The following is a 26,021-nucleotide window of genomic DNA, read 5'->3' as shown; positions in this document are numbered from 1 at the left end:
CTTATATCCTTTGCTTTCAGATGATCATATAAAAGAATAGCCGCCAGACTTTTCAGAAGGCGGCTATCTGGGATTAGTCTTCAATCAGTACGCAGCGGTTGTGGAGCAAATCCTCCTCTACCGTTTTGAACTTCACGTCCTTAAGCACACGGCCATCGTTATACTGCACGCTTACGCGGTCGTTGCGGCCGGCCACTTTTTGTGAGTGGGCAGGCATCACCTTCTCTGGTTCCGGTGCATGCATCGGGCTGCTGTTATGCTCCAGCGAAGAGTGTACTTCCTCTTTCTGCTCATGCAATACCGGCGGCTTTGGCATTTGCGGCGGACGCGGCTCCTGTACTTGCTCCGGCGCCTGCACTGGTATGTAAGCATGGAACAGGAACGATACTGTCTCCTCGTTCACTTTGCCGATCATACGCTTGAACAACTCAAAAGACTCAAACTTGTAAATCAAGAGCGGGTCTTTCTGTTCGTACACGGCGTTCTGCACTACTTGCTTCAGGTCGTCCATCTGACGCAGGTGGTCGGTCCAGGCCTGGTCGATCGTGCCCAGCGTAATGATCTTCTCCATGGCACGAATCAGCTCCATGGCATGCGACTCATACGTCTTGGTCAGGTTCGCTACGGCGGCCAAATGGCGCTTGCCGTCTGTGAACGGCACAGCCACGTTCTCGATCATCGGTCCGCGGTTCAGGTGGATGTTTTCGATAATCGGGAATGCCTGCTCGGCTATCTGCTTGTTCTTAGTCAGGTAATGGTTCAGGGCCTCGTTGTATAGACGCTCTGCCAGTTGATTGGCCTGACCAGACTTAAATTCATCTTCTGTGATGCTGGTATTGATACCGAATACACGGATGATGTTCAGCTGGAAGTTGTCGTAGTCAGCGGTGTTCTTGTAGTTCACCACCATGTCTTCGCTGATATCGTAAATCATGTTCCAGATATCGAGCTCCAGACGCTCACCGTACAGTGCATTGCGACGGCGCTTATACACCACTTCACGCTGTGCGTTCATCACGTCGTCGTACTCGAGCAGGCGCTTACGCTGTCCGAAGTTGTTTTCCTCTACCTTCTTCTGTGCACGCTCAATCGAGTTGGTAATCATCGAGTGCTGAATCACTTCGCCTTCTTCTAGACCCATGCGGTCCATCAGACGGGCGATACGGTCAGAACCGAACAGACGCATCAGGTTATCCTCCAGCGACACAAAGAACTGCGAAGAACCCGGGTCACCCTGGCGACCGGCACGACCACGCAACTGGCGGTCAACGCGGCGGGATTCGTGGCGCTCTGTACCGATGATGGCCAGACCACCCGCTGCTTTCGATTCAGGTGCCAACTTGATGTCGGTACCGCGACCTGCCATGTTCGTGGCAATAGTTACCGTGCCTGGCTTACCAGCCTCAGCTACAATCTCGGCTTCGCGCTGGTGCTGTTTGGCGTTCAGTACTTGGTGCTTAATCTTACGCAGTGTGAGCATACGGCTCAGGAGCTCAGATATTTCCACTGAAGTGGTACCTACCAGCACAGGGCGTCCAGCTTCTGTGAGCTGCACAATCTCATCAGCTACGGCGTTGTATTTCTCACGCGTGGTTTTGTATACCTTGTCGTGCTCGTCTTTTCTGGCGATTACACGGTTAGTAGGTATAACTACCACGTCCAGTTTGTAGATGTCCCAGAATTCGCCTGCTTCTGTCTCGGCTGTACCTGTCATACCTGACAGTTTGTGGTACATACGGAAGTAGTTCTGAAGCGTAACGGTGGCGTAGGTCTGCGTCGCATCCTCCACTTTCACGTTCTCTTTCGCCTCGATGGCCTGGTGCAGACCATCCGAGTAGCGACGTCCTTCCATCACACGACCTGTTTGCTCATCAACAATCTTCACCTTGTTGTCCGGCGTCACGATGTATTCCGTGTCCTTTTCGAACAAGGTATAGGCCTTAAGCAACTGGTTGATGGTATGCACACGCTTGGTCTTCTCCTGGAAGTCAGCGATCAGTTTTTCTTTGGCGTGAAGCGTTTCTTCTTCGTTCAGCGAGGTGTTGTTCTCGATGTTAGCGATCTCAGTTCCGATATCCGGGAGGATAAACAATTGCGGGTCTTCGCCCTGACCAGTGATCAGGTCAATACCTTTCTCAGTCAGTTCGATCTGGTTGTGCTTCTCGTCGATGGTGAAGTAAAGCGGCTCGTCGGCCTCCGGCATCATGCGTGAGTTATCCTGTAGATAGTAGTTCTCCACTTTCTGCATGATAGCTCGGTTACCCGTCTCACTCAGGAATTTGATCAGCGGCTTGCTCTTAGGCAGACCACGGTAGGCACGGAACAAAGCCAGACCACCGTCCTGTGTATTTCCTTCTTTGATCAGGCGCTTAGCCTCAGTCAGGAAGTTCATCACCACCTTGCGCTGCGCATCTACGAGTGTAGCGATGCGTGGCTTCAGCTGATAGAACTCGTGCTCGTCACCACGTGGCACCGGACCGGAAATGATCAATGGTGTACGGGCATCGTCAATCAACACGGAGTCCACCTCATCGACCATGGCGTAGTGGTGCTTGCGCTGTACGAGGTCCTTTGTTTCGCGTGACATGTTGTCGCGCAGGTAGTCGAAGCCGAATTCGTTGTTTGTACCGTAGGTGATATCCGCACGGTAGGCATTGCGGCGGGCTTCAGAGTTAGGCTGGTGCTTGTCGATGCAGTCAATCGTAATGCCGTGGAATTCGAACAAAGGCGCCATCCACTCAGAGTCACGACGGGCCAGATAATCGTTCACGGTTACCACGTGCACACCGCGCTTCGAAAGGGCGTTCAGGAAGGCAGGCAGCGTTGCCACCAGTGTTTTACCTTCACCCGTGGCCATCTCAGCGATTTTACCCTGGTGCAGCACGATACCACCAATCAACTGCACATCATAATGCAGCATTTCCCATGTGATTTCGTTGCCGGCAGCCATCCACTTATTAGCCCAGATAGCTTTGTCGCCGTCAATTTGCACGTTTGGCTTGCGGGCTGACAGTTCGCGGTCCATGTCGTTGGCGGTTACTACCAACTGACCGTTTTCTTTCCAGCGGCGTGCAGTTTCTTTAACAATGGCAAAACCGACAGGCAGTACTTCCATCAGCACTACCTCCAGTTCTTTATTGCGGTCCTTCTCCAGTTCGTCGATCTCCGAGAAAATATTCTCTTTCTGCACGATGTTCAGCTCCGGCTCATCGGCCACACGCTTGTGCAGAGCAGCTATCTTTTCGTCGATTGGCTTAAGGCGCTCGTCAATGATTCCTTTGATCTCGAGTGTCTTCTGACGAAGCTGGTCGTCGGTGAGGCTATTGAGCTTAGCGTACTCCTCATTAATTTTGGATACGTAAGGCACTACCTCCTTTATATCTCTGTCGGACTTGGTTCCGAATAGTTTCGCAACGGTTTTACCGAAAAAATCAAACATCTGTATTTGTTATTCTTAAATGAAATCCTGCGTTTGCAATATCGTCAAAAATAAGCTGTTTTTCTGATATATCTAAGGCAATGCACTAAAACAATACCAGAATGACAGCTGCATGGCGTTTCTGCCATATTTGCCGATAGGCTATACTTATTTCCTCAACAAAGCTCAGGCAGTGTAAATTCCTGTGTCAGAAAGGGAAAGTAGTAGGATGGGTTGTGGCATTGTGACAGGATGGAGGTTGTTTCGCTTAGTCAATCGAGCAAGCGTCTGCGCTTATGTCTGCTGTAGAAGGGGGCTTAAGTATAGCAACTGCTATTAGTGGTATAGCAACGTGGCTTGTTTCATTGCTTCGCCTATGCGGCGGGCACCGTATGCCCTGGCCGGGCGGGCCTTACTTTTTTCCTTGATGAAAAAAGTAAGCAAAAAAATCAAGACGATTTTAAACTCGCTGACCGCTCAAACACAAAATCGTCATTTGTGCACCTGGCACCTTTATCTGTTTCATAGTTTCCGTGCAAGTTAGTTTTGCTATACCTGCCAGTGGTGTGTAGTAGTCACTACAACACTTATACCTGAGAATTGGTAGTGGCTGCAAAGTCCCCCTTGTGGATAGGTAGGGCTGTTAAGTTCTGTCGGTAATTATCCCCTTGAGGGGATTATAGGGGTGTAAATTCGGTGCTAAATTGCCATTAGCGCACTTATTTACGATGCATCCGCAGCCTCAACACCCCTCCGAGAGCTTCGCTTGCAAGTTTCGACACGCGTCTCGCTTGTCCTCAAGGGGAAAATTTTCTGGAACTTAACGGCCTTACCCTGCAAAGGGCGCAGCCGGACAAAATCGTGCACGAAAATCCTGTTAATCTTTAAATCCTGTAAATCCTGATTCAGACAGGAAACACCCGCTGCATCTCAACCACATTATCCCAAGTCCCATCGGACTTGCGCAGCCAATCCCGGCGTATACCTATCTCCTCGAAGCCAGCATTTTCGAAAAGTTTGATGCTGCTATGGTTGCTGGCGGTAATGCTGCAGTATACCTGATGTAGTTGCAGGGTGTGCTGGCAGTAACCAAGCAAGAGATTTAGCGCTTCGGAGGCGTGGCCTTTGCCGCGATATTGGGCCGACACTACAATGCCTATACCTGCGCGGTGGTGCAGTGGGTCGAAGTCGAAGAGGTCGATGGCGCCGATGGGTTCCTTTGCCTGGTTGCAGATGACCAGTCGGAGCTGCTTGACTGTATAGATATCTAGGGCGGCATTTTCGAGGTATTGCTCCAGCACGAACTTGCTGTAGGGCGTGAGCGTGTTGCCCACATGCCATGTGGAGGTATCGTTTTCTAAGGTATAGAGAAAATCCAGGTCGGTGGGCTCGAGCGCCCGCAGGTAGGTATGTTCGGAGCGGAGAAACATCTATTATACCTTCTCCGGAACCGGCACCGTACCTGTGAACACCAATTTAGCGGGACCGATCAGATAGATATAGCGGAAGCCCATACCGTCCTGCTCAAAGGCTACTTTCAGGTTTCCGCCAGGTGTCTTTACCGAAACAGGGCTCTCCATACCTGTCATACCTGCTACTAGGGCGCAGGCCGTTACGCCGGTGCCGCAAGACAGGGTTTCGTCTTCTACACCACGTTCATAGGTACGCACATAGATTTCATTATCCGAAAGGCGCTGCACAAAGTTAACGTTGGTGCCTACTGCGTTGAAGCGAGGGCTATACCTGACAAGGCGGCCTTCGGCATACACATCCAGGTTATCGACATTCTCCACGAAACGCACATAATGCGGCGAACCGGTATTGAGGTAAAAGTCATCTTCGATGCGCTCCACTCCTACCACATCAGTCATCTTCAGCTGGATTTCTTCCCGCTCGATCGTAGCCTGATGCTCGCCATCGGCAGCCAGAAAATAAGCCACGTCTTCGATCACGCCCAGCTGTTTGGCAAAGCGAACCGTGCAGCGGGCACCGTTTCCGCACATAGATCCCAGTCGACCATCGGCATTGTAATACACCATCTCGAAGTCGTAATCGTCGTGGTTTTGCAGCAGGATCAGACCGTCCGCGCCTATACCTGTGCGGCGGTTGCAGAGGCTTTTGATCAGTTGCTCGTCAGTTGCCGGGAAGGTCAGCTTCCGGTTGTCGATCATCACGAAATCGTTGCCAGTGCCCTGGTATTTGTAAAAGCTAAGTGCCATATAGTAGAAACATTTAATCCGGCGCTTGCGTGCAATTTTCAGGCACGGCATATAATTCGTAATTTGCCAACCTTACACAGCCGGATATAAACAGCAAATATATGTATTCCTTTTTAACAACAGAAAACTGGTCTGACTACGAACTCGTTGACTCAGGTAATTTTGAAAAGTTGGAGCGCTTTGGCCAGTACTACGTGGCACGCCCCGAGCCGCAGGCTATCTGGGACAAGCACCTGCCCGAATCGGAGTGGCAGCGCATGGCGAATGCCGTGTTCACCCGCGACAAAGGCAGCCAGGAAAGGGGCCAGTGGAAGCTCCAAAAAGGAATGCCGGAGCAGTGGTACATTAATTACCAGTACAACAACCTGAAACTGCGCTTCCGCCTGGGCTTGTCTTCTTTCAAGCACGTAGGCCTGTTTCCGGAGCAGGACAGCAACTGGAAATTTATCTACAACAAAACCCGCTCCCTGAAGACTAAAACGCCGAAGGTGCTCAACATGTTTGCCTATACCGGTGCTGCTACTCTAGCTGCCAAAGCTGCTGGAGCCGATGTCACCCACCTCGACTCGGTAAAGCAGGTCAACTTCTGGGCCCGCGACAACATGGAGGCCAGCGGACTGGATAACGTGCGCTGGATCGTAGAAGACGCCATGAAGTACGCCCGTCGTGAAGTGAAGCGCGGAAACACCTACAACGGCATCATCCTGGACCCTCCTGCCTATGGCCGTGGTCCGAACGGCGAGAAGTGGCAACTGGAAAACGAGCTGAACGAACTCATCAAACTCTGTCACCAGATGCTCGACAAAACTGACTACTTTTTGGTGATTAACCTCTACTCCCTTGGCTTCTCGGCCTTGATATTGGATAATCTGATGCGTTTGACTTTCGGGGAGCAGATCAAGAATGAAGAACTGGGTGAGATATACCTGCACGACAGAGGAGAGCGGAAATTACCGCTAGGGACTTTCTTTCGGTTTAGTTCGGAGGGGTAGTAGGTAAAGACTTTGAATATGCTTACGAAAAGATTCAATTTCTCCTTCTTGTTAGTCCTAGTAGTGCTATTAAATAGCAGATGTAGTAACAATGAACAAAGAGTTGTTACATACTATTTTGATGATGGGAATATTGAAGCAGAGGTGCATATAAAAGGTAATAAATTAAATGGCCCAGCTAAATACTACTATCCAAATGGTAAGCAAAAGGAGCTAATACCTTATGTTAATGGAAAATTAGAAGGCGAAGGCCGTGAATACTTTGAGGATGGCAGTTTGAAATCAGCAAGAAATTACATGAATGATGAATTGCACGGTTGGGTAATGGATTATGACGAAGTGGAAATTTTAAGAAACAGAACGAAGTATAGCAACGGAAGAATAGTATTTAATGTCTCTTTCTATCCAAATGGAGATACCTCAGCTATACATGAGAACGGACGAACATTCATATTCTTTGAAACCGGAAAGGTAAAACACGTTCTTTGTGCTACTGAAACGGAAGTTTTTAGTGCGGTACAGTTTAACGATAATGGAGATATTATAAAGAGAGAGGGCCAACTAGATTGCCTTACCAGTAGAGATTCTCTACTAATAGAAACCCATTACCCGGGCTGGTGTAAAAAGGAAGCTATTTAGCTTCACTAAAATAATTTTACTTCAAACTGAAAAACACTTTATTAGCACATCGCTAAATGGTGAGCCGATTTATATTATCATTTACGAGGTTTCCTTAAATACATACTCGCAACCTATAACAAATATGATTCTACTAAAAGGGGGATTATCGATCGGCATGCTGTCTGCTTTTCTAGGGGCATTCGTAGGCGCAGTGGCAGTTTTCATTTGGTCACACATCTATGCGACCAAAACCCCATTTTATAATATGAGTTATACTAACTACTCGGTGATACAGAAAGTTCTCGTATATCTGTTCTTTCTGCTATTTGCTCTTATATCCGCAATAGTAGCTTTTTATATTCTTTTGTTCTCGATTGCGGCCATTTTCGCCTCTTTTGATAATATTTAATAAGAAACTTACCCTCCCCTATGACCAAACGCCTCGCACTCATCGACATGGGCACCAACACCTTTCACCTCCTCATCACGGAGGTAGATGCTAATGGTAACCGCACAGACTTTGTGAAAAACAAGCTCCCGGTACGACTCGGCCAAGGCGGCATCAGCAAAGGTACTATTGCGCCGGAGTCGTACGAGCGGGCTATGAAAACACTGAAGGATTTCCGGAGGCAGATCGACGAGTACAACGTGGAGACGGTGCGGGCCATGGCGACCAGCATGGTGCGCAACGCCAGCAACGGTGAGGATTTCATCAAAGACATTTACAAGCAGACCGATATACAGGTAGAGATAATAGACGGTGACCGGGAAGCGGAACTGATCTATTACGGTGTGCGCTCGGCCGGTGTGCTCGACGGTCAGATCTCCCTGATCATGGATATCGGCGGAGGCAGTGTGGAGTTTATCATCTGCAATGACCAGGAGATCTTTTGGAAACAAAGCTTTGAAGTGGGTGCCCAGCGACTAATGGATAAGTTCTTCACCGCCGATCCTATACCTGATGCGCAGGTAGCTGCCGAGAAACAATTCTTAGCAGAGCAACTGCAGCCGCTCACTGAGGCTGTGGAAAGGTATACGCCTGCCCGACTGGTAGGATCGTCCGGCACTTTCGACACCCTTTGTGACATCGATGCGTTGAGCCGCGGCGATAACACCCGACAACTTTCGCAGCCTGCCACTGCTGCCTTGCAGGTCTCTGACTTCTACAAGATATACCAGGAACTGCTGCACAAAACCCACGACGAACGCCTGGCTATACCAGGTATGCTGGAGATGCGGGTTGATATGATCGTGCTGGCGAGTATACTGGTGGATTTCGTATTGGAGACCTATCAACTGAAAGAGATTAGGGTGTCGGCTTATGCCCTGAAAGAAGGGGTACTGCAAAAGGTGCTGCAGGAAGAGGGCTTCAACAACGCTTAAATAAGAACGCATCTCAGATTATGCTTACCACAATGGTTCCTGAACGATTATTCCAGATCAGCTTCATGCTTTCGCTGGTCATGCTGCTCTCCAGCTGCGACGACCATGACGATGAAACTTCACCTTTGGCTAACCAGACTATACATGGCAAGACCATACATGTAGGAGAAGGTACTGCTTACAGTTGGGCTACTTTTGATGAAGCCGGAAATCCTGCTGCTGTCGGTGTACGCATCTCGGAACAGGCCGTTAATACGCTCCCTCAACAAGACAACTCCGAAGGGCACGGACACATGATCTACTACGAAATGGAGCTTCCGCAAGAGATCATGCAACAGACGCCTTTCAAGCATATCGTGATGGACTGGAACCCGATGGGGCACCCGCCTGCGCTGTACGAGTTGCCTCACTTTGATGCGCACTTTTACATGATCTCGTCGGCAGCGCGTAAGGCAATCGGCGACGAAGCTAGCGATTCTAAACTAATGATAGAACCAGCTCCACGCTACCTGCCAGCAGACTATATTGATGTGCAGGTGAATGTCCCGCAAATGGGCAAGCACTGGGTGGACCGGTATAGCCCGGAGTTGAATGGTGAGAAATTCACTCAGACCATGATCTATGGCTCTTATGATGGCCGCGTCATCTTTTTTGAGCCGATGTATACGGTGGAGTACCTGCAGTCGAAGCCTGACGATACTTTTGACCTGAAGCAGCCAGAAGAATTTCAGCAAAAAGGCCTCTACTACCCTACCCGCTACGGTTTCCGTTACGACGCAGACAAGAAGGAGTATGTGATCTGGCTCGATAACATGCAGCTGAAATAAGATGCTATACCTACTTAGAAACGAAAAAGCCTGCTTGAACAGCAGGCTTTTTCGTTGTTGATGGTATTCTTCAGCTATATCCTAAAACATGTAAGAAGCTTAGCCCTTCGCCAATTTCTTGCGCTCCTTTTCGTAAGCCTTACTCAGATGCTTCAGTTTTTTGTCACCTTGGGTATAAGAAGCTGCCATCACCTTGGCTGTTTCAGTCTGACCGCTGGTTACGTCTTTTATAGCTAACTGTATACCTAGCTGTTGCTGTGTTTTCTTGGTTTTGCCTTTAGAATAGCCCCTGTCGAGCAGGTTAGCGAGCAGCTGCAGAGCCGCTTTTTCTTGCCGGATGCTTGTGAAGTGATCTACCACAGTCGCGGTGAAGGCAAGCTTGCTTTGCTCACGTGCAAAGTTGTAGAGCGAAATGTGATCCAGCCCAAAGCGAGCAATTGACTTGCTCAGGTAGTGCTGCTCTGCTTCGTTATACCTTTGTATAGCATCGGTATAGCGACCAGTCGCTACCATGCGATTTGTCTCTTCGAGCATACGCTGGTAAGCAACAGCATCGGCAATAGTGGCACGTCCGTCTTCTGCGGTAAAGGTAGCGATGGTGCAAGTTGCTTTCGCACCTGCCGCGTTGAGGGCAGCCTGATAGGCCTGGTCGGCGGCGATGAATTTCTTCTCGCTCACCAATGCTTTCGCATTTTGGTAATGACGGTCATAATCGGCCTGCACGTTCAGACATTCTTGCGTAAAAATGCGGTCGCGTAGCTCGATGTACTTGGCCTGTACCTCGGTGTCACGCTCCAGGGCATAACGACTGCGCATATTTTCAGCTGAACTGGCTACTGCTCTGGCATCGCTCAACCGGTTGCTCATGGCCAGGGTATAACCATCTGCAAGCTGACTTAGCAGCACCGGTTTAGCAGCCTGCTGCAGCAAGTTGCTTAGCTCACGCACAGGTTGAAAGGTATAGCCCTGCTCCAGCGCCAAGGCTGACTCAAATTGCTCCAACGCATAGCGGTAGTCTTTTGACTTCATGGCTTGCCGTCCTTTGTCGATGTGCTGCACATAGTACTGGTACTTTACCTGTCCCTGCAGTTCGGCAGCATCAGTCGCATCGTGCAGCAGGTAGTCGTACTGGCGCTGGAAGGTATAGGCATCGTCGGCCATTTGCTCAGCTTGCGCCAGATCGCCACGGCTCAGAGAGCGCTTGCCCTCCTCTACCATGCTGCGATAATAACCATACACGGCGCGGCCTTCACCGTCATTCAGCGCAGGCATGTTGCAACGCAATCCGCCCAAGGTGCTGCACAGAGCGCGGGCATCGGCATAGGCTGCCACAGCACTACGGTAGTCGCCACGGCTGTTATGGGCATGGCCTTCTGCCATGAACGAACTGTAGATGTCGTGCGCCAGTCCCAGCGCCATCTGCTGAGTCTCAGGATCTACCCGCATCTGGGTGAGGATGTCCCGGGTGCGGCCGGCAGCCTCGTGCACGTTGCCACTCATAAAGTCCAGGCGGGCCAGTTGAAGGTGTGCAGGAGCAAAACGCGGGTTCACCTCCAAGGACTTGACAAAGTAAGTGCTGGCAGCCGCCAGGTTATTGCGGGCCATTAGACTGATGCCCCGGTTATAAAACTGCTGGTCGAGCGTAGCCAGGGTATGGTTCACCGCTTTGCGACGCTCTTTCACTAACTGATTCAGCTGGTTCGCCTTGGCCACATAGCGCTGCGGATCGTACTGGTTCAGGCTCAGTTTATCAGAAAAACGCTTGTCCTGCAGCTTCTTCAGCATTTCTTCCATATCGCTTAGACGTTGGTCCTGCTGCTTAATGCGGTCCACATCGTCGTGCTTGATCAGGGCGACATCCTGCAGCATTTTGTTCAGGGTAGCGTCGGCAGCATAGTAGTCTTTGATCAGGCTGATCCGCTCCTCCAGTTCCTGCACATCTGCATGGGTATACACCAACTCCAGCCCTTCCACTTTCAAGGTATAACCTTGGCTGTTGGCGGTGTCTGGCACGGTGGTTTCCAAGGCCACGATGCCATTTGGCTTCAGGTTCAGGGCCGGAAGGCTAAAGCGCTTTCCTTCTTTCTGCTGACTGTTGAACAAACGTACCGTCATCTTGGCCTGCTCCGGCAATAGCACGCTGCCTAGGTCAAAGCCACGGTAATGCACATCGCCGCTCACGCCTATCTGCTGCAGCTGTACCTTGATCTGCAATTGATCACCGGCTTTGGCAATGCGGGCCTGCTGCTCCAGTCTTACTACAAACTCAGGCTTGCGGCTCGGGCGTCCGCCGGATTTGTTGGTAGTCGTGCCTCCTTCAGTTAGCAACTGTATCAGCTTGTTGCTGTTTACCTGACTGCTGTTGCCAGCCGCCTCCTGCTTGATCAGGAAAGAGACAGGTATAGCTTCGTTAAACACGAGCCGGCTCTGTGCCTGTACTGCAACAGCCGCTGTGAGTATCCAGATCAGAAGTAATGCTCTTTTCATAGTCATATTGTTTTAGCCTGCTTTGGCCAAGTCAAAATCCATTCCACTTTTCTAATGAATCCCGAAAGTATAGAAAAACAGGTATATAAATGATGTTCAGAGGTATAATTTCCGTGAAGGATAATCGCTTGAGGAATTGCGAGGCATTGGCCTGATATTTTTTTAATTTGCGGCACTAACAAGATTGCTATGTACCCATACCGACACCTCTTTGATTTCACCCGCGAGATTTTCCTGAACATAGGCTGCTCTTTGGAAGATGCCCAGCTAGCGACCCAGGTACTGCTGGAGGCTGACCTGCGCGGCGTAGACTCCCACGGCGTAGCCCGCCTGAGTGGCTACATTCGCCTTTGGGAAGCTGGCCGCATCAATCCGAAACCGAACATTACCATAGTCCACGAAACACCCAGCACCGCCACAGTAGACGGCGACGGCGGATTGGGTCTGGTGGTGGCGCCGCGTGCGATGGAGAATGCCATGAAAAAAGCAGAGAACGTAGGTTCGGGCTGGGTGTCGGTGCGCAACTCGAACCACTTCGGTATAGCCGGTTACCATGCCATGCAGGCCCTGCAGCGCGACATGATCGGCATGGCCATGACCAACGCCAGCCCGCTAGTGGCACCAACGCACTCAACGCAGCGTATGCTCGGCACTAACCCGATTGCAGTAGCTGTGCCAGCCAACGAGCAGCCTCCTTTTGTAGCTGATCTAGCCACCACCACTGCCGCCAACGGCAAGCTGGAAATACTCCAGCGCAAGCAAAAGCAAACGCCAAGTGGTTGGGTACAGACGGCCACCGGATTGGGGTCTACCAACCCTTTTGAAGTACAGGCTGGTGGTGCACTGCTCCCATTGGGTAGCACCAAAAACCGCGGCAGTCACAAAGGCTATGCGCTCGGCTCTATCGTCGATATTTTCTCGGGTGTGCTCTCAGGCGCCAACTACGGCCCATGGGTACCACCATTCGTCAGCTTCCTCGCTCCTCCCGCCGACCCGGTGGGCCAAGGTATAGGGCACTTTTTCGGCGCTATGCGCATCGACGCCTTCCGTCCTGCTGACGAGTTCAAGCACCACATGGACAACTGGATCAATGCTTTCCGCAATGCCCAAGTGAAACGTGGTGAGAAAGCCGTGCTTATACCAGGCGACCCGGAACGCATCATGACAGCCAAACGTCTACAAAAAGGTATACCGCTCCTCCCACCAGTTGAAAAAGACCTGGCAGAGATAGGCAAGAAGTTTGGCGTAAAATTCTAAGTCATGGCGACGGACAAAGGTATAGCCATATTTCGGTTATTAGGCTTAGGCTCCACAAGACGCAGCATCCTGATGCTGGTGCTGTCCTGGATCCTGAATGTAGCCTGGCTCGGGTTCAACTATTTCTGGCGGCTCGTACCGGAATCAGTGCTGATCGCTATACCTGTGCTCCTTTTATTATATGGACTACTTGCCCTGATCGCCTATATATACTGGGGTATCAAAGGCGTACGCGAACAGGACGAACCCTATGCCAGTGTCATGGTGGGGGCGATCGTCGCAATCACACTGCTATACCTGAACTATACCTTACTCGACGCGCTGCTTTCGCTCAGTCGCTAAGCTAAATTGCAAAACGTAGGCTCAGTGCAAGTATAAAACTACCTCTAACCAATGCTGGAAATCAAAATCGAAGATCCAAAGAATATCTGCCCAAAACTTCTTGTCAATCTGTTAAGAAACTTAGCTGAAGAAAGTTTAAGCCTATGCTAAGCCGCAACCAAGATCCTTTCAGGATGACAAAATAGAGAGAAATAGTAACTACAAAAAGAGAAGAGCTGTCCATCACGGTCAGCTCTTCTCTTTTTATGGGTATAAGTAATAGGTATAGCCTACTCTATTTTCTTGCCCGCCATAGCCTGCTTGATGGAGATTTGCATAACACGCTCAGCAAACGGGCTGGTCTGCTCTTCCAAGGTATCCACGGCTTTCAGAATCTGATCTTTGTCGCCGCTTGGCAGCACGTCGCGCAGCTTCTGCAAGTTCTCCTGGGTCAGCTTGATTTCTTCTTCTGTCAGGTGCTGGCTATTTTTCTCCAGGAAGCGTTCCACTTGGTGCAGCATCTGCTCAGCCGTAGTGCGGGCTTCGATCACCATACGCGCCGACACATCCTCACGTGCGTGCGTAATAGAATCCAGCAGCATCTGCTCTACCTGAGAGTCTGTCAAGCCATACTGTGGTTTCACTTCCACCTCCTGGCGTACTCCTGAGCGCAATTCAATCGCTTCTACTTTCAGAATACCATCTGCATTCAGAATAAAGTTTACGTCTACTTTCGGGAATCCTGCTGGCATGGCCGGTATACCTTTTAGGTCGAATTCAGCCAGTTTGCGGTTCTCCTTCACTAAGTCACGCTCTCCCTGGTACACTGATATCTTCATGTTCACCTGACCATCAATGGAGGTTGTGTACTGACGTCCGGCTTTGGTTGGGATCTTGGAGTTACGCGGGATAATGGAGTCCATCAGTCCGCCCATAGTTTCTATACCTAGCGTGAGCGGCGTCACATCCAGCAGCAGAATGTCTTTGCGATTACCCGACAGGATATCGGCTTGAATGGCAGCACCGAGGGCCACTACTTCATCCGGGTTGAGGGTATTGTTGGCAGGCTTTCCGAAGAACTCCGATACCGCTTCGAATACCATCGGTACGCGGGTAGAGCCACCTACCATGATCACGGCATCGATCTGCTCCGGCTTCAGCTTGGCATCACCCATCGCCTGGCAGCAACTGTCAATAGTCTTGGCCACGATCGGAGCAATCAATTCCTCGAACTTGTGACGCGTAATACCGCATTCGATGTCATTCACTTTGCTGGTATATATCTGCTGCTGGCTCAATGCCTTTTTGGCCTCCTCTGCCTTCAAACGCAGCTCCTGCTGCAGGTTCTTGTCCTCGTTCAGCGTGTCTGCCACCAATTGGTTTTCCTGAATCCAGTAGTTGATGATAGCGCGGTCCATGTCATCGCCACCCAAATAGGTGTCGCCATGCGTAGAGAGCACTTCAAAAATACCCTGGTGCAGACTCAGAATAGAAATATCAAATGTGCCACCGCCCAGGTCGTATACAGCGATCGTCTTTTCTTCGGAAGGATCTATACCTATGCCATAGGCAAGCGAAGCAGCTGTCGGCTCATTCACGATGCGCAGCACTTCCAGCCCAGCCAGTTTACCCGCGTCACGCGTTGCCTGGCGCTGGGAGTCGTTGAAGTAAGCTGGTACGGTGATTACTGCTCTGTTCACGGGTGTCTTCAGGGCATGCTCGGCACGCTCACGGAGCTCTTTCAAAATTTCCGCCGACAGTTCAATCGGGGAGTAGAACTTGTCCCCTACCCTGATTTTCACCAGTCCTTCGCTGTCATCGTCGATGATCTTGTAACCAAAGTAATCTTTGTGCTCTCCCAGGTCTTTGTAAGATTTGCCCAGCAGGCGCTTCACTGAGTAAATGGTATTGGCCGGATCAGTAGTGAGGTATTCTTTTGCCTCGTTGCCCACAATCGTTTCGCCGTTCTGGGTGAAGTGCACCACAGATGGCACAATGGTACCGCGACCGAGGTCGTTTATAGCTACCGGCTTTTTGGTTTCGGGATGTATATAGGCTACCAGACTGTTGGTAGTCCCAAGGTCTATACCTACGATCACCTCTTCCTGCTGAAGGGCTCCCGTAGAAAGGTTTATCGCAACTTTTGCCATGTTCTTATACGTTAGTGAGGTCGCCCTCTACTTGGGCAACGCTATACGCAAAGTTACGAAAAAATAAGGGGAGGTGTGGGAATGGGCGTGCTTTATACCTGCTGCCCTGGTTTATACCTTCAGTATACCTAACGAGAAAGGATAAGGCGACCGCTCAGCAACCTTGCTCACTCTCCAGCTCACAAAAATAGCATACAGTGCATTAGAGAAGTATAGTACCAGATAAGCTATAAGTATGTACCACCAAATGGGAGAATGTAAGATTTTCATCCAGACAAACGTCAACATAAGGGGATATGTAACCAACGACCAGGTGATCTGAAAGTTTAGCAGGCTTATACCTTGCTCGTGCACGTGAAGCACTTTCTTTTTCTGTGTTACCCAGATGATCAGCGGGAAAATGAGATTCCCCAGCGGCATCAACAAGTAAGAAAGTACCGATAGATGCATTAGCAGTAATACACCTTTGTCTGGTTCCTTACCGTAGTCATATACCTCCTCTACGTCTACGCCCAAGGCCTGGCAAATAGATTGCAAGGTATAGCCTCGTGGTTCGCTTTCGTTTTTCTCTATGCGCTGCAAAGTGCGCAGGCTTATTCCCGCATGCTCTGATAGTTCCTCTTGGCTCAGTCCTTTTCGCTTACGGATGTCCAGTATTTTCTGTCCCAACTGTTTCATAGTGTTTCTGTTTTTTGCTCAATGTTACAGCAAAAGTTGCTTTCGGGATAGCGGTATTACTATGTCATTCATATGACATTTGTGTCTAATGTACCTCAATGGGCTATATACAGAGAAAGCTGTTCGTCAAAACAGCTTTCTGCACATCCATCATTGGATCTGTATTCTTACTTCTCTTTCTTCGGCACAACGATAAACACATCCTCGCCCGGACGCTTCATCAGGTATTTCTCTCTGGCAAATTTTTCAAGCAGTTCCGGATTACCCATCAGTTCCTCACGATCCTGCTGTACCTCGGCCATTTTTTCCAGGTAGTACTCCTTATCCTTTTCTTTATCGCGCAACTCCCTGCTCATGCGGTACTGCGTGATAAAGTCGTTGGAATCAAAGAAAAGCATCCATACCAGGAAGAGCATACCTGTAATGAAATAAAAACTGCGAACAAACTTAGGTATACGTTGAAGCATATATAGGAAACTATAGATATTATTCTGAGGGCTTTATACAAAAATAAGGGTGTGAGTCATAAACCCACACCCTTATCGGTAAAATATTTTCCAGATGTTCTTTAGAACTTCTTTCCAGGATAATAAGCCACTTCGCCAAGCTCCTCCTCGATGCGAAGCAACTGGTTGTATTTGGCCATACGGTCAGAACGGGAAGCCGAACCTGTCTTGATCTGTCCAGTGTTAAGCGCTACTGCCAGGTCAGCAATTGTGTTGTCTTCTGTCTCTCCAGAGCGGTGTGACATTACACTCTTATACCCGTGACGCAGCCCTAGGTTAATGGCGTTGATCGTCTCCGTCAGCGTACCAATCTGGTTTACCTTGATCAGGATAGAGTTGGCTACGCCTTGGTCTATACCTTGCTGCAGACGGTTAACGTTTGTTACAAACAGATCGTCGCCTACCAGCTGTACCTTATTGCCGATAGACTCAGTCAACTCTTTCCAGCCTTTCCAGTCGTCCTCGTCCATACCATCTTCTATAGAAGCGATCGGATACTTCTCCGTCCACTCTTTCCAGTAGCTTACCATTTCAGAAGACGTCAGCTTATCGCCTGTAGACTTCTTAAAGGTATAGAGACCAGTAGATTTGTCGTAGAACTCAGAGCTAGCTGCATCCATGGCAATCATCATGTCGTCACCCGGCTTATAACCAGCTGCTTCGATGGCCTGCAGTACTACCTCGATTGCCTCCACGTTGGAAGCAATGTTTGGAGCAAATCCACCTTCATCACCTACGTTTGTCGAAAGACCCTTTTTCTTCAGCACGTTCTTCAGGTGATGGAACACTTCAGAGCCCATACGAAGCGCTTCAGAGAAAGAAGGTGCACCAACTGGCATGATCATGAATTCCTGGAAGTCGATGGCGTTATCAGCATGACTGCCACCGTTCAGGATGTTCATCATCGGAACGGGCAAGGTATTAGCATTAACACCTCCTACGTAGCGGTATAATGGCATACCTAGCTCCTGCGCGGCTGCACGTGCTATAGCAAGCGATACACCAAGGATTGCATTGGCACCAAGGTTTGCTTTGTTGTCAGAACCATCCAGCTCGATCATGATCTTGTCAAGCAGGTTCTGCTCGAACACCGGGAACCCGACAAGCTCTTCAGCTATTTTCTCGTTTACGTTTTGAACGGCCTGCAGTACACCTTTGCCCATGTACTTGCCTTTGTCACCGTCACGAAGTTCTACCGCCTCGTGCACACCCGTAGAAGCGCCAGATGGCACAGCAGCACGGCCTAATACGCCGTTTTCTGTAAACACATCAACTTCTACTGTTGGGTTGCCTCTTGAATCAAAGATTTGGCGGGCTTTAATATCTGTAATTAAGCTCATCGGTTTGTTTTTATATAGTTTTACTTGTTTTGCTCCAATAGCGTGATAAAATCATCGAATAGGTAAACGGAATCATGTGGTCCTGGTGAGGACTCCGGGTGATATTGCACCGAGAATGCTGGCTTTGACTTCATACGTATACCTTCCACGGTATTATCGTTCAGGTTGATATGCGTCACTTCTACGTCCGGGTGATTCTTCAGTTGCTCCGAATCCACTACGAAACCATGGTTCTGTGAAGTGATCTCACTAAAGCCAGTGATCAGATTTTTAACAGGGTGATTAAGTCCTCTGTGACCGTTGTGCATTTTGTAAGTTGCAATACCATTGGCCTGTGCCAGCATCTGGTGCCCCATACAGATACCAAACATCGGTCTGTTCTTGTCCAGTATTTGCTTTACACTGTTGATCGCAATAGTAGTAGCAGCCGGATCACCAGGTCCATTAGAGATGAAGTAGCCGTCCGGGTTCCACTTTTCCATTTCTTCAAATGGTGTATCATAAGGGAATACCTTCACCTCACAGCCACGAGCTACCAGGTTGTTCAAACTATTACGCTTTACACCAAGGTCAAGCACAGCAACTCTATACTTTACATCTTCTGGTTTCATGTCGTATACCTCGGGCGTGCTCACATGCGAGGACAATTCAAGCCCATCCATAGACGGTACTTCGGCTAAACGCTTTTTAAGCTCAGCTACATCAGAAGTCTCAGATGAAATGATTCCATTCATCGCGCCTTTATCTCGGATGTGGCGCACAAGGGCACGCGTATCGATTTCACAGATACCAACTATACCTGCTTTTTCAAAGTAGTCTTGCAAAGAGCCTTCCGCACGCTTACGGGAAAAGAAGTGCGAGAACTCTTTACACACAAGACCATTGATCTGCACTTTCCCTGATTCGACTTCATCAGACTGCACACCGTAGTTACCAATGTGTGAAAAAGTAGTGACAACTAACTGACCATAATACGATGGATCCGTGAAGATTTCCTGATAGCCTGTCATACCAGTGTTAAAGCATAACTCACCACCTGTTGTACCGATGCGTCCCAGGCTCTTACCTGTGAATACGGTACCATCTTGCAATAAAAGAATAGCTTCGGAAGTTGTGTGTTTTTTCATTTTAATAATTTGATACAAAAATAAAAAAGGGACACGACTTACGTCATGTCCCTTTGCAATATTTCACAAATGAAGCTTATTCAGCATCTTTTGTTTCATCTTTAGTGTCCTCTGCTTCTGGAGTTGCTGGAGCTGAAGCCTCAGTAGACTCAGCACCTTTTTTCTTAGAAGAAGAACGACGACGAGTTTTCTTAGCACCACCGGCAGCACCAGCTGTAGTCAGCATATCCTCGTTGTAGTCAACAAGCTCGATAACGCACATTTCAGCGTTGTCACCAAGTCTGTAACCAGTCTTCAGGATACGAGTGTAACCACCCGGTCTGTTTGCGATCTTTACAGATACTTCGTCGAACAGCTCTTTCACAGACTCCTTGTCTTGCAGGTAAGCAAAAACAGTTCTTCTGGAGTGAGTCGTGTCGTTTTTAGATTTTGTCAGTAGAGGCTCAACATACTTGCGCAGTGCTTTCGCTTTGGCTACTGTAGTAGAAAGACGCTTGTGCATGATAAGCGAAGCAGCCATGTTTGACAGCATTGCTTTACGGTGCGAAGCGGTTCTTCCTAAGTGATTGATTTTTTTACCGTGTCTCATTATTTTGAATTGTGCACGTGCATACCGTCGATCGACCCACCCGGGGATCGGGAATTATGCCGTAGGATTATTAATCTTCTTCTAATTTATACTTAGAAAGGTCCATGCCAAAAGTCAGGCCTTTCTCTTGCACCAGGTTCTCAAGTTCTGTCAAAGACTTCTTACCGAAGTTACGGAACTTCATCATGTCAGAGATGTCAAGCTGTACCAGGTCGCCAAGCGTTTTGATGTCGGCAGCCTTAAGGCAGTTGTAAGCTCTAACTGAAAGATCCATATCCTGAAGTGAAGTCTTCAGTACTTTGCGCATGTGCAGCAGTTCTTCATCCACAGCTTCTTCTTCTTCAGGCTTAGCTGTTTCGAAAGTCATTGTGTTATCAGAGAAGAGCATGAAGTGCTGGATCAAAATATTGGCAGCGCCTTTCAAGGCATCTTCAGGATGTATAGAACCATCAGTCTGTATGTCAAGCAATAGCTTTTCATAGTCAGTCTTCTGCTCAACACGTGTATTTTCAACGCTGAACTTTACATTCTTGATTGGCGTGAAAATGGCATCAATTGGAATAAGACCAAATACCTGATCAGCTGGCTTATTTTCTTCAGCAGGAACGTAGCCACGTCCTTTCTGAATAGTAAGCTCTACTTCCAGAGTCATGTTCTTGTCCAGGTTGCAGATTACCAGCTCAGGGTTTAGAACCTCAAAGCTTGTAGAAAATTTGCTGATGTCGCCAGCTACAAATTTATCCTGACCTGAGATAGATACGGTGACCTTATCATCAATAACTTCGCTTACTTTCTTAAAGCGAACCATTTTCAAGTTGAGGATTATATCAGATACATCCTCTACAACGCCTTCAACAGACGAGAACTCGTGCAGTACACCAGGTATGCGAACGCTAGTAATTGCGTAACCTTCCAAAGAAGAAAGCAAAATTCTTCGCAAAGCATTACCGATGGTTACTCCGTAACCTTTTTCAAGCGGCTTGAATTCAAATAAACCATGAAAGTCGTCGGCTTTTTCCATTACAACTTTCTCTGGCATTTGAAATGCTAATATTGACATACTTGCAGTGTTAAAGGTTAAAAATTGATTAAGCGGCTTACTTAGAGTAAAGCTCGACGATCAGCTGCTCCTGAATTTTCTCAGGGATCTGGTCACGCTGTGGCGCAGACACAAATTTACCAACCATCTCAGCTGCATCCCACTCTAACCAGCTGAAAGCACGTGCATTACGTACAGTCAAGCTAGTCGTAATTGCCTCAAGAGATTTTGACTTCTCTCTAACGGCTACCGTATCACCAACTTTTAAGCTATAGGATGGAATGTTAACGATCTCCCCGTTAACAGTGATATGCTTGTGCAATACTAGCTGACGGGCAGCTCTTCTTGTTGGAGCAATACCCAGTCTGTAAACTGTGTTGTCAAGTCTAGACTCAAGAAGGATCAATAGGTTTTCACCAGTGATACCGCCTTTACGAGCTGCCTTGTCAAACAGGTTAGCAAACTGCTTTTCCAGCATACCATAGATATATTTTGCTTTCTGCTTTTCAGCAAGCTGAATTGCATATTCAGACTGCTTCTTACGACGGCCACGGCCGTGCTGTCCTGGAGGATAGCTTTTCTTTTTTAATGCTTTGCTTGGGCCAAAAATCTCCTCGTTGAATTTTCTGGAGATTTTGCTTTTAGGACCAGTATATCTTGCCATTGTATTTAATCTAATTTACTAATTAAACTCTTCTGCGTTTAGGAGGACGACATCCGTTGTGAGGAAGTGGTGTAACATCCTTAATAGTTGTTACTTCGATACCAGTGTTCTGTACAGTACGGATGGCGGACTCTCTACCTGCACCAGGGCCTTTAACAAATACTTCAGCTTTACGCATACCCAGGTCATAAGCAACCTTTGCGCAATCTGCAGCAGCCATTTGTGCAGCGTAAGGAGTGTTCTTTTTAGAACCTTTAAAACCCATTTTACCAGCAGAAGCCCAAGAGATAACTTGTCCTGCGTTGTTGGTTACTGAGATAATAATATTGTTGAAAGAAGCTTTGATGTGTACCTGGCCTGTTGATTCAACAACTACAACACGCTTCTTAGCTTTGTCTTTTCTTTTCTGAGCCATGATCAAAAATTATTTAGAAGCTTTCTTCTTGTTTGCTACTGTCTTACGCTTACCTTTTCTTGTGCGCGAGTTATTCTTCGTGCGCTGACCTCGTACAGGTAGACCTTTACGGTGTCTCAAACCACGGTAGCAGCCAATATCAAGAAGACGCTTGATATGCAATTGCACTTCTGATCTCAAAACACCTTCTGTTTTGATCTCAGCTGCGATCACATTTCTGATCTCATTAGCTTCATCTTCGGTCCAGTCTTTCACCTTTTTGTCAAGATCCACCCCGGCTTTGTTTAGGATTTGCACAGAGAGATTACGACCTATACCATAGATGTACGTCAAAGAGATCTCTCCTCTTTTGTTGTCCGGAATATCAACTCCTGCTATTCTTGCCATAATTAATAATTATCCTTGTCTTTGTTTATATCTTGGATTTTTTTTGTTGATCACATAAAGCTTCCCCTTGCGGCGGATCACTTTACATTCAGCACTTCTCTTTTTTACTGATGCTTTGACTTTCATTGTAGTTATTTATATCGATAAACAATTCTTCCTTTAGTTAAATCATAAGGAGACATCTCCAATTTAACTCGGTCACCTGGCAGAATCTTGATGTAATTCATTCTCATTTTACCTGAGATATGTGCGATCACCTGATGACCATTTTCTAACTCTACCCGGAACATTGCATTTGATAATGCTTCGATGATAGTACCGTCTTGCTCGATAGAGGACTGCTTCGCCATTTATTGTTGTTTAGCTTTATCTATATAATCAAAAGTTGTTAATACTTCTGCTTGATCTTTTCTTATTACAACTGTATGCTCAAAATGAGCAGATGGTTTATTATCACGGGTCCGGATTGTCCATCCATCCTCCTCTTGAATAATATACCTGGTACCAAGGTTCACCATTGGCTCAATTGCAAGTACCAGCCCATTCTGAAGCTTTAATCCCTGTCCACGTTTACCGTAGTTAGGCACTTCAGGAGCCTCGTGTAGGTTACGTCCAATACCGTGTCCTACCAATTCTCGAACAACACCATATTTAGAAGCTTCAGCATGTGTCTGGATAGCATGACTAACATCACCAAGCCTATTTCCAACTACTGCCTTTTCAATACCTTTATACAAGGACTCTTTTGTAACATCTAACAGATGAGAAACCTCTTCTGAAACATTACCAACAGCATGGGTGTAAGCACAGTCGCTGTGAAAACCGTTATAATAGACTCCACAGTCAACAGAAATTACGTCTCCATCGTTCAAAACGTAATTACTTGGCATCCCATGAACTACAGTCGAGTTTACCGAGATACAGAGGCTAAAAGGAAACCCATTGTAGTTCTTAAAAGATGGAACAGCTCCATGATCTTTGATAAACTCTTCAGCTCTTTTATCCAGTGTAAGGGTTGACACCCCTTCCTTTATAAGAAGAGCTATTTCGCCATGTGCTTTACTTAATATTAAAGCACTCTGGCGAATTAGCTCTATTTCTTCTTCAGTCTTGTAAAAAACCATTTATTAGGATACCATGGCAATATTCTCTGTTCTGCCTCTAAGCTTACCAGATTTCATCATGCCATCATAATGACGCATTAGTAAATAACTTTCAATCTGCTGCAATGTGTCGAGAACAACACCCACCATGATAATCAGTGAAGTGCCACCATAGAACTGAGCAAACTCTCTAGTTACTCCAAATAGCATGGCGATAGCAGGAAAGATTGCAACAAGCGCTAGATAAATAGCACCAGGCAGCGTGATTTTTGTAAGAATATTATCAATATACTCTGAGGTAGAACGACCTGGCTTAACACCCGGCACAAAACCACCGCTACGCTTCAAGTCATCAGCAATTTGATTTGGATTAACCGTGATCGCTGTGTAGAAGTATGTAAATATCAGGATCATCAATCCAAACACTACATTGTATTGCCACGAAGTGAAGTCAGAGAATGTTGCTCCTATATAACTTGCTGTTTCATTTGAATCTGCCCAGATTGAAGCAATCATAGAGGGTAGGAACATTAATGATTGAGCGAAGATGATAGGCATAACACCTGCCGCATTTACTTTCAAAGGAATAAACTGGCGCTGTCCGCTGTATAGCGAGCTACCGCCAACCTGCTTAGCATATTGTACAGGTATTCTTCTTACTGCCTGAGTAAGCATTACTACAGACATTACTACAAAGAAGAGAACCACTAACTCAAATATAAACAGCAATGCACCATTTAATTCTTTAGATAAGGCTTCAGCAACAATAGCACCTGGGAAACGAGAGATAATGCCAATCATAATCAGCATTGATATACCATTACCTATACCTTTATCTGTAATTCTTTCACCAAGCCACATACAAAAGATCGTGCCTGATGTCAACACAATCATGGAGCTTACGGTAAACAGCGTAGTATTTATTACAATTGCTTCACTATTAATAGTCGCAACAAAGCCTACTGCTTGAGCAAGCGTAATAATAATAGTAAGAACTCGGGTGATTTGGTTGATTTTCTTTCTACCAGACTCACCCTCCTTCTGCATTTTTTGAAAATACGGAACGGCTATAGTAAGTAGCTGTAATACGATAGAAGCTGAAATGTATGGCATGATCCCTAACGCAAAGATGGAAGCATTGCTAAATGCTCCACCTAAGAACGTATCCAAAAGGCCAAATATACCTTCGGTGTTGGCCTTGAGCTGGTTAGGATCTATACCAGGAAGAACAACATAAGAACCTAATCTAAAAATAGCTATAAAACCTAAGGTATTGAGTATTCGTACTCTTAGATCATCAATAGCAAAAATGTTCTTAATTGTTGTTATAAACTTCTTCATAAAAATTAAAGGGCTACTGTTTTACCGCCTGCTTTTTCGATGGATGAAATGGCAGTCTGAGAAAAAGCATGAGCGTGTACTTCTACAGCTTTAGATATCTCTCCTCTACCTAAGATCTTAACTTTGTCATTCTTGGACACTAAACCGTGTGCCTTGAAGAAATCAAAGTTAAAAACTTTTTCATTAGTTTCTGCAGCCAAAGACTCCAGAACATCTAAATTTATTCCTTTATACTCTACTCTGTTGAAGTTTTTGAAACCAAACTTAGGTACACGTCTCTGAAGTGGCATCTGACCACCTTCAAAGCCTGACTTCTGAGAGTAGCCTGAACGAGACTTGGCACCTTTGTGACCTCTAGTAGAAGTTCCACCTCTACCTGAGCCAGTTCCTCTGCCTATTCTCTTTCTAGTCTTAACAGACCCTTCTGCAGGTTTTAATGAATTCAAATACATATTAAATGTCCTTTACTTCTACTAAATTGTGAACCTTGTTAATCATACCAGCAATCTGAGGTGTTTTCTCAACAGTTACTGATTTATTGATCTTACCAAGACCTAACGCTTGAATTGTAAGCTTTTGGTTCTTTGGTCTGTCAATAATGCTTTTAACCTGTGTGATTGTTACTTTAGCCATCTCAATTAACCGTTAAATACTTTCTGCAAATTAACACCACGCTGCTGAGCTACGGCCAAAGGATCACGCATTTTTGACAGCGCATCAAAAGTTGCTTTTACCACGTTATGTGGGTTAGAAGAACCTTTAGACTTGCAAAGTACGTCTTTGATACCAGCACTTTCTAATACAGCACGCATTGCACCACCGGCAATTACACCTGTACCTGGTGCAGCAGGCTTCACAAGAACGAAACCACCTGAGTATTTACCTTCCATTGCATGCGGTACAGTGTGATGATAAAGAGGAACTTTAACCAAGTTCTTCTTCGCATCATCGATACCTTTCGCAATTGCATCAGTTACCTCATTTGCTTTCCCAAGGCCGTATCCAACTACACCATTGCCATCACCAACTACGACGATAGCAGCGAAGCTAAATCTTCTACCACCTTTTACAACTTTGGCTACACGATTGATCGCAACAACTTTTTCTTTCAGTTCGATCTCGCTAGCCTTTACACTACGAATATTATTTTTCAACAT

General features: G+C 47.3%; 27 protein-coding genes. 6 read left to right on the top strand and 21 right to left on the bottom strand.

Features of this window, described 5'->3' with window-relative positions:
• Nucleotides 1–73 precede the first annotated feature (73 nt).
• The 3 genes from secA to dapF form a co-directional block, all read right to left on the bottom strand.
• Nucleotides 74–3,439: a preprotein translocase subunit SecA gene (secA, locus tag Q1A54_RS02355; RefSeq protein WP_299984764.1), complete on the bottom strand. Its 3,366-nt coding sequence runs from the start codon at nucleotides 3,437–3,439 to the stop codon at nucleotides 74–76.
• Between the two features lie 884 nt (nucleotides 3,440–4,323).
• Entirely contained in the window at nucleotides 4,324–4,848 is a 525-nt protein-coding gene (locus Q1A54_RS02350) for a GNAT family N-acetyltransferase (protein WP_299984762.1), read from the bottom strand.
• A 3-nt stretch (nucleotides 4,849–4,851) separates the two neighbouring features.
• Entirely contained in the window at nucleotides 4,852–5,637 is a 786-nt protein-coding gene (gene dapF / locus Q1A54_RS02345; protein WP_299984760.1) for a diaminopimelate epimerase, read from the bottom strand.
• A 101-nt stretch (nucleotides 5,638–5,738) separates the two neighbouring features.
• On the opposite strand from dapF, the gene Q1A54_RS02340 reads away from it, so the two are divergent.
• The 4 genes from Q1A54_RS02340 (at nucleotide 5,739) to Q1A54_RS02325 (ending at nucleotide 9,460) form a co-directional block, all read left to right on the top strand.
• Nucleotides 5,739–6,629 (top strand): class I SAM-dependent methyltransferase, encoded by an 891-nt coding sequence (locus tag Q1A54_RS02340; protein WP_299984758.1) that lies wholly within the window; start codon nucleotides 5,739–5,741, stop codon nucleotides 6,627–6,629.
• A gap of 18 nt (nucleotides 6,630–6,647) precedes the next feature.
• On the top strand, nucleotides 6,648–7,268 hold the full coding sequence (locus tag Q1A54_RS02335) for a hypothetical protein (protein WP_196119917.1): 621 nt from the start codon (nucleotides 6,648–6,650) through the stop codon (nucleotides 7,266–7,268).
• Nucleotides 7,269–7,679: 411 nt separating this feature from the next.
• On the top strand, nucleotides 7,680–8,633 hold the full coding sequence (locus tag Q1A54_RS02330) for a phosphatase (protein ID WP_299984755.1): 954 nt from the start codon (nucleotides 7,680–7,682) through the stop codon (nucleotides 8,631–8,633).
• A 20-nt stretch (nucleotides 8,634–8,653) separates the two neighbouring features.
• Nucleotides 8,654–9,460 carry a DUF5602 domain-containing protein gene (locus tag Q1A54_RS02325; protein ID WP_299984754.1) on the top strand — a complete coding sequence of 269 codons (807 nt, stop codon included), beginning with the start codon at nucleotides 8,654–8,656 and terminating at the stop codon, nucleotides 9,458–9,460.
• A gap of 99 nt (nucleotides 9,461–9,559) precedes the next feature.
• Here the strand turns inward: Q1A54_RS02325 and Q1A54_RS02320 are convergent, their stop codons facing one another.
• Nucleotides 9,560–11,947, bottom strand: coding sequence for a hypothetical protein (locus Q1A54_RS02320; protein WP_299984752.1), 2,388 nt, complete (start codon nucleotides 11,945–11,947; stop codon nucleotides 9,560–9,562).
• 189 nt (nucleotides 11,948–12,136) lie between these two features.
• On the opposite strand from Q1A54_RS02320, the gene Q1A54_RS02315 reads away from it, so the two are divergent.
• Both Q1A54_RS02315 and Q1A54_RS02310 read left to right on the top strand, forming a co-directional pair.
• On the top strand, nucleotides 12,137–13,204 hold the full coding sequence (locus Q1A54_RS02315; RefSeq protein WP_299984750.1) for an Ldh family oxidoreductase: 1,068 nt from the start codon (nucleotides 12,137–12,139) through the stop codon (nucleotides 13,202–13,204).
• A gap of 3 nt (nucleotides 13,205–13,207) precedes the next feature.
• Entirely contained in the window at nucleotides 13,208–13,546 is a 339-nt protein-coding gene (locus Q1A54_RS02310; RefSeq protein WP_299984748.1) for a hypothetical protein, read from the top strand.
• Nucleotides 13,547–13,815: 269 nt separating this feature from the next.
• Here the strand turns inward: Q1A54_RS02310 and dnaK are convergent, their stop codons facing one another.
• The 17 genes from dnaK to rpsE form a co-directional block, all read right to left on the bottom strand.
• The gene (dnaK, locus tag Q1A54_RS02305; protein WP_299984746.1) at nucleotides 13,816–15,675 is read right to left on the bottom strand and encodes a molecular chaperone DnaK; all 1,860 of its coding nucleotides are present in this window, start codon (nucleotides 15,673–15,675) and stop codon (nucleotides 13,816–13,818) included.
• Nucleotides 15,676–15,786: 111 nt separating this feature from the next.
• Nucleotides 15,787–16,353, bottom strand: a complete 567-nt coding sequence (locus Q1A54_RS02300; RefSeq protein ID WP_299984744.1) for a helix-turn-helix domain-containing protein — start codon at nucleotides 16,351–16,353, stop codon at nucleotides 15,787–15,789.
• Nucleotides 16,354–16,520: 167 nt separating this feature from the next.
• Nucleotides 16,521–16,820 carry a septum formation initiator family protein gene (locus tag Q1A54_RS02295; protein WP_007654253.1) on the bottom strand — a complete coding sequence of 100 codons (300 nt, stop codon included), beginning with the start codon at nucleotides 16,818–16,820 and terminating at the stop codon, nucleotides 16,521–16,523.
• A 101-nt stretch (nucleotides 16,821–16,921) separates the two neighbouring features.
• Complete coding sequence (gene eno, locus Q1A54_RS02290; RefSeq protein WP_299984741.1) at nucleotides 16,922–18,199, bottom strand: phosphopyruvate hydratase; 1,278 nt, start codon at nucleotides 18,197–18,199, stop codon at nucleotides 16,922–16,924.
• A 20-nt stretch (nucleotides 18,200–18,219) separates the two neighbouring features.
• On the bottom strand, nucleotides 18,220–19,326 hold the full coding sequence (gene carA, locus Q1A54_RS02285; RefSeq protein WP_299984739.1) for a glutamine-hydrolyzing carbamoyl-phosphate synthase small subunit: 1,107 nt from the start codon (nucleotides 19,324–19,326) through the stop codon (nucleotides 18,220–18,222).
• A 76-nt stretch (nucleotides 19,327–19,402) separates the two neighbouring features.
• Complete coding sequence (gene rplQ / locus Q1A54_RS02280) at nucleotides 19,403–19,915, bottom strand: 50S ribosomal protein L17 (RefSeq protein ID WP_299984737.1); 513 nt, start codon at nucleotides 19,913–19,915, stop codon at nucleotides 19,403–19,405.
• 70 nt (nucleotides 19,916–19,985) lie between these two features.
• Nucleotides 19,986–20,975, bottom strand: coding sequence for a DNA-directed RNA polymerase subunit alpha (locus tag Q1A54_RS02275; protein WP_196119948.1), 990 nt, complete (start codon nucleotides 20,973–20,975; stop codon nucleotides 19,986–19,988).
• A 37-nt stretch (nucleotides 20,976–21,012) separates the two neighbouring features.
• A complete protein-coding gene (rpsD, locus tag Q1A54_RS02270; RefSeq protein WP_196119961.1) occupies nucleotides 21,013–21,618 on the bottom strand; it encodes a 30S ribosomal protein S4 in 606 nt (201 codons plus the stop codon).
• Between the two features lie 22 nt (nucleotides 21,619–21,640).
• Nucleotides 21,641–22,033, bottom strand: coding sequence for a 30S ribosomal protein S11 (gene rpsK, locus Q1A54_RS02265; RefSeq protein ID WP_007654262.1), 393 nt, complete (start codon nucleotides 22,031–22,033; stop codon nucleotides 21,641–21,643).
• A gap of 9 nt (nucleotides 22,034–22,042) precedes the next feature.
• The gene (rpsM, locus tag Q1A54_RS02260; protein ID WP_007654263.1) at nucleotides 22,043–22,420 is read right to left on the bottom strand and encodes a 30S ribosomal protein S13; all 378 of its coding nucleotides are present in this window, start codon (nucleotides 22,418–22,420) and stop codon (nucleotides 22,043–22,045) included.
• A 9-nt stretch (nucleotides 22,421–22,429) separates the two neighbouring features.
• The gene (rpmJ, locus tag Q1A54_RS02255) at nucleotides 22,430–22,546 is read right to left on the bottom strand and encodes a 50S ribosomal protein L36 (RefSeq protein ID WP_007654264.1); all 117 of its coding nucleotides are present in this window, start codon (nucleotides 22,544–22,546) and stop codon (nucleotides 22,430–22,432) included.
• A 5-nt stretch (nucleotides 22,547–22,551) separates the two neighbouring features.
• Nucleotides 22,552–22,770 carry a translation initiation factor IF-1 gene (gene infA, locus Q1A54_RS02250; protein ID WP_007654265.1) on the bottom strand — a complete coding sequence of 73 codons (219 nt, stop codon included), beginning with the start codon at nucleotides 22,768–22,770 and terminating at the stop codon, nucleotides 22,552–22,554.
• Nucleotides 22,771–23,544: a type I methionyl aminopeptidase gene (gene map, locus Q1A54_RS02245; RefSeq protein ID WP_007654266.1), complete on the bottom strand. Its 774-nt coding sequence runs from the start codon at nucleotides 23,542–23,544 to the stop codon at nucleotides 22,771–22,773. It abuts the gene before it with no gap.
• Nucleotides 23,545–23,547: 3 nt separating this feature from the next.
• On the bottom strand, nucleotides 23,548–24,864 hold the full coding sequence (secY, locus tag Q1A54_RS02240) for a preprotein translocase subunit SecY (protein ID WP_299984732.1): 1,317 nt from the start codon (nucleotides 24,862–24,864) through the stop codon (nucleotides 23,548–23,550).
• 5 nt (nucleotides 24,865–24,869) lie between these two features.
• Nucleotides 24,870–25,316 carry a 50S ribosomal protein L15 gene (rplO, locus tag Q1A54_RS02235; RefSeq protein WP_007654272.1) on the bottom strand — a complete coding sequence of 149 codons (447 nt, stop codon included), beginning with the start codon at nucleotides 25,314–25,316 and terminating at the stop codon, nucleotides 24,870–24,872.
• Nucleotide 25,317: 1 nt separating this feature from the next.
• The gene (gene rpmD, locus Q1A54_RS02230) at nucleotides 25,318–25,497 is read right to left on the bottom strand and encodes a 50S ribosomal protein L30 (protein ID WP_007654273.1); all 180 of its coding nucleotides are present in this window, start codon (nucleotides 25,495–25,497) and stop codon (nucleotides 25,318–25,320) included.
• Between the two features lie 5 nt (nucleotides 25,498–25,502).
• On the bottom strand, nucleotides 25,503–26,021 hold the full coding sequence (rpsE, locus tag Q1A54_RS02225) for a 30S ribosomal protein S5 (protein ID WP_040573757.1): 519 nt from the start codon (nucleotides 26,019–26,021) through the stop codon (nucleotides 25,503–25,505).

The organism is uncultured Pontibacter sp. (assembly GCF_947502515.1).
Classification (GTDB): domain Bacteria; phylum Bacteroidota; class Bacteroidia; order Cytophagales; family Hymenobacteraceae; genus Pontibacter.
Note: the sequence above shows the minus strand (reverse complement) of the source record. Positions and strands in the feature narration are given on the sequence as shown.

What these genes read in the sequence shown, in the direction of transcription:
- secA (WP_299984764.1), bottom strand. Translation starts at nt 3,439, where the DNA reads ATGTTTGATTTTTTCGGTAAAACCGTTGCGAAACTATTCGGAACCAAG.
- Q1A54_RS02350 (WP_299984762.1), bottom strand. Translation starts at nt 4,848, where the DNA reads ATGTTTCTCCGCTCCGAACATACCTACCTGCGGGCGCTCGAGCCCACC.
- dapF (WP_299984760.1), bottom strand. Translation starts at nt 5,637, where the DNA reads ATGGCACTTAGCTTTTACAAATACCAGGGCACTGGCAACGATTTCGTG.
- Q1A54_RS02340 (WP_299984758.1), top strand. Translation starts at nt 5,739, where the DNA reads ATGTATTCCTTTTTAACAACAGAAAACTGGTCTGACTACGAACTCGTT.
- Q1A54_RS02335 (WP_196119917.1), top strand. Translation starts at nt 6,648, where the DNA reads ATGCTTACGAAAAGATTCAATTTCTCCTTCTTGTTAGTCCTAGTAGTG.
- Q1A54_RS02330 (WP_299984755.1), top strand. Translation starts at nt 7,680, where the DNA reads ATGACCAAACGCCTCGCACTCATCGACATGGGCACCAACACCTTTCAC.
- Q1A54_RS02325 (WP_299984754.1), top strand. Translation starts at nt 8,654, where the DNA reads ATGCTTACCACAATGGTTCCTGAACGATTATTCCAGATCAGCTTCATG.
- Q1A54_RS02320 (WP_299984752.1), bottom strand. Translation starts at nt 11,947, where the DNA reads ATGAAAAGAGCATTACTTCTGATCTGGATACTCACAGCGGCTGTTGCA.
- Q1A54_RS02315 (WP_299984750.1), top strand. Translation starts at nt 12,137, where the DNA reads ATGTACCCATACCGACACCTCTTTGATTTCACCCGCGAGATTTTCCTG.
- Q1A54_RS02310 (WP_299984748.1), top strand. Translation starts at nt 13,208, where the DNA reads ATGGCGACGGACAAAGGTATAGCCATATTTCGGTTATTAGGCTTAGGC.
- dnaK (WP_299984746.1), bottom strand. Translation starts at nt 15,675, where the DNA reads ATGGCAAAAGTTGCGATAAACCTTTCTACGGGAGCCCTTCAGCAGGAA.
- Q1A54_RS02300 (WP_299984744.1), bottom strand. Translation starts at nt 16,353, where the DNA reads ATGAAACAGTTGGGACAGAAAATACTGGACATCCGTAAGCGAAAAGGA.
- Q1A54_RS02295 (WP_007654253.1), bottom strand. Translation starts at nt 16,820, where the DNA reads ATGCTTCAACGTATACCTAAGTTTGTTCGCAGTTTTTATTTCATTACA.
- eno (WP_299984741.1), bottom strand. Translation starts at nt 18,199, where the DNA reads ATGAGCTTAATTACAGATATTAAAGCCCGCCAAATCTTTGATTCAAGA.
- carA (WP_299984739.1), bottom strand. Translation starts at nt 19,326, where the DNA reads ATGAAAAAACACACAACTTCCGAAGCTATTCTTTTATTGCAAGATGGT.
- rplQ (WP_299984737.1), bottom strand. Translation starts at nt 19,915, where the DNA reads ATGAGACACGGTAAAAAAATCAATCACTTAGGAAGAACCGCTTCGCAC.
- Q1A54_RS02275 (WP_196119948.1), bottom strand. Translation starts at nt 20,975, where the DNA reads ATGTCAATATTAGCATTTCAAATGCCAGAGAAAGTTGTAATGGAAAAA.
- rpsD (WP_196119961.1), bottom strand. Translation starts at nt 21,618, where the DNA reads ATGGCAAGATATACTGGTCCTAAAAGCAAAATCTCCAGAAAATTCAAC.
- rpsK (WP_007654262.1), bottom strand. Translation starts at nt 22,033, where the DNA reads ATGGCTCAGAAAAGAAAAGACAAAGCTAAGAAGCGTGTTGTAGTTGTT.
- rpsM (WP_007654263.1), bottom strand. Translation starts at nt 22,420, where the DNA reads ATGGCAAGAATAGCAGGAGTTGATATTCCGGACAACAAAAGAGGAGAG.
- rpmJ (WP_007654264.1), bottom strand. Translation starts at nt 22,546, where the DNA reads ATGAAAGTCAAAGCATCAGTAAAAAAGAGAAGTGCTGAATGTAAAGTG.
- infA (WP_007654265.1), bottom strand. Translation starts at nt 22,770, where the DNA reads ATGGCGAAGCAGTCCTCTATCGAGCAAGACGGTACTATCATCGAAGCA.
- map (WP_007654266.1), bottom strand. Translation starts at nt 23,544, where the DNA reads ATGGTTTTTTACAAGACTGAAGAAGAAATAGAGCTAATTCGCCAGAGT.
- secY (WP_299984732.1), bottom strand. Translation starts at nt 24,864, where the DNA reads ATGAAGAAGTTTATAACAACAATTAAGAACATTTTTGCTATTGATGAT.
- rplO (WP_007654272.1), bottom strand. Translation starts at nt 25,316, where the DNA reads ATGTATTTGAATTCATTAAAACCTGCAGAAGGGTCTGTTAAGACTAGA.
- rpmD (WP_007654273.1), bottom strand. Translation starts at nt 25,497, where the DNA reads ATGGCTAAAGTAACAATCACACAGGTTAAAAGCATTATTGACAGACCA.
- rpsE (WP_040573757.1), bottom strand. Translation starts at nt 26,021, where the DNA reads ATGTTGAAAAATAATATTCGTAGTGTAAAGGCTAGCGAGATCGAACTG.